This window comes from Pseudoalteromonas sp. 31A1 (genome assembly GCF_011378815.1).
In the GTDB taxonomy this organism is placed as follows: Bacteria; Pseudomonadota; Gammaproteobacteria; order Enterobacterales; family Alteromonadaceae; genus Pseudoalteromonas; species Pseudoalteromonas arctica.
In genome coordinates this window covers 1-2,255 of sequence record NZ_WTKY01000057.1, presented here as the reverse complement: position 1 = coordinate 2,255, position 2,255 = coordinate 1, and the positions used below count along the sequence as shown (strand labels likewise).

Here is a 2,255-nt window from a genome sequence, read left to right as displayed (position 1 = left end):
GCGAATGAATGGATTCAAGGTTAAAAAGCAATCAATTGAAAATAGTAGAATACGTTCCTAGAAAGAGTAATTCTACAGCCTCAACGCCTCACTAAGAGGCAAATAATAGTTGGTTAAAATAAGCGACGCAGGAGCAAAAACCAACTGTTATTTGTCCTGCTTTAGTGACTTGTTATGTGCCTTATTTAACTCGATACCTGAATAATACAAGGTTATCTAAAACAAGATTGCTTGACCAAATAAATGAAGCACCAGAACCTGAGAACTGTTCTTGGAAATTCATATAAGCTTTCTTATTATTAACACCAATTTCATCTTCCGTAAATTCCACTGAATTTGGCCAAGATAAGTAACTTTCGTTTAATTTCCAATTTACTGGGATATCCCAATGTAACGAATAGGTCTCAATATACTTATCCGCACCATTGGTACTGCATTTTGTTGTTAAACGCTGATCTCCTATTTCTTTAGCACACTTCAGATCATAAACAGGAGAGGTATAAAAAGTTTGAGCTGACCATTTAGAATTGGTTTTCGTACCATCTGAGAAGCTTGCAATAAAGCCACCGTCTCCAGGGTGAAAACGTTTACCACGGTTATCTTCACTACCCAAGCCTGAATTTTCTTCCCAATCAACAACTTTGATTGCTATATCATATGGCTTTTTAACTTTAAATTTCACGATATTGGAATTAAAAGGAGTAAAAGGTATAGGATCCACGGCTATTAACTTACCGTTTATAAATAATTCAAAGTAATTATCTGCAAATATGTACCCTGTAATAACTTCCCCATCTTTATCTACTTCTATGATAGGTACGGACGACAAGTTAACCTCAGATAAAGATTTTGGGGTTACCTTCGAGCATTCATTATAAAGGTCTGTGGCAAAATTCTTTTGTTCATATTGAACCTTTGCAGGAACAAGATATTCAATATTATCATATTTTTTAATGCCGACTGGAGACGGACGTGAACGTCCGTTTTTACAGGTAAATAACGTTGAAACGTTGACTTCAGCCTCACCTTTAATTACATGAGCAGTCCCAGCATAATCACTAGAACTAGCTGATGACGAAAAACTTAACATAGTAAATAACGATAGTACCGAAAATTTAATTTTAATATTCATAAATATTCCCATATATAGAAGAGCCAAAGCATAGGCACATAACGCCTCACTAAGAGGCAAATAATAGTTGGTTCAAATAGGCGACGAAGGAGCAAAAACCAACTGTTATTTGTCCTTTTGAGTGACTTGTTAGGCGCTCTTTTAGGTTACCTTAAGAGTTTCACTAGTAGAAGCAAGTAGCATTTCGAATTCTTCAAATGCGATCTGTTCAGTAACAAACATATCTAGAAGTATATCTATTTTTTCGACATCGCTTTTCGAAAAATCAATTTCGTTCCCGATAAATACTGTTCGAAGTCGCTTATACAACCTTAGTAAAGTTCCTGTTGGTAATTCATCCATCGCACAATCGAAGAAAACAGAAATAGCTTCAATTAATGAATTAGATAATTGAGTTTCAATTTGATTATTCTTCTCTTCTTCAACTTGCTTAATGATGTGACGTTTCAAAGCTGAAATTTTAGTCAAGTTTTTTTCAGAAAAGTGAACCAAGTTTTGAGATCTTGAATTTAAGACACTGGTCGCTGCTTCTATTGTTCGAATAGTTTGGACAATTAGTGATTGTCCTGCATTATTCAGTTTATCAATACCTATAGTTGATACTTCCATGGCGCGTTTCGAATTTTGAGATTGCTGTTTTAAAACACTTGGTTGGTCTTCAAGGGACATTATTAATGGTTTTCCGAATTCACCAAGCGTTTGCTCTAGGCCGCTTAGTCCTAATTCTGAAATAGCAAGCTCGAGATTAAAACCCAAAAACATTATCTCAGACGTTATTGATATCTGCATTCTTTGAAAGTCTTTGATTTTTTCAATCGTCTCATTAGTTCTTTGCTTTAGGCTTTCTGCACTACCTCGTTTAGGATCAAGGTATCTTTTGAGGTATCTATCAATAATATGAGTTCCATGCAGGTTTGATATTTTATCATATGCATTTGAAGCAACTAAAAAGTTTTTTTTTGCTTCTTGAAGGGAATCTATGCATTGTTTTTGGTCGAAATCCAAGGGAACCTCCATAATTTTCCAATGACGCCTAACGCCTCATTAAGAGGAAATTTATAGTTGGCTAAAATGTTGAACGCAGTGAAAACAGCCAACTGTAAATTTTCCTGCTTTAATGACT

At 35.0% G+C, this 2,255-nt stretch carries 2 protein-coding genes; both read right to left on the bottom strand.

Annotation, left to right across the window (positions count from 1 at the left end; all coding sequences use genetic code 11):
- Positions 1 to 181 precede the first annotated feature (181 nt).
- Complete coding sequence (locus GQR52_RS20255) at positions 182 to 1,132, bottom strand: hypothetical protein (protein WP_165729605.1); 951 nt, start codon at positions 1,130 to 1,132, stop codon at positions 182 to 184.
- Positions 1,133 to 1,273: 141 nt separating this feature from the next.
- A complete protein-coding gene (locus GQR52_RS20250) occupies positions 1,274 to 2,137 on the bottom strand; it encodes a hypothetical protein (RefSeq protein ID WP_165729604.1) in 864 nt (287 codons plus the stop codon).
- Positions 2,138 to 2,255 lie beyond the last annotated feature (118 nt).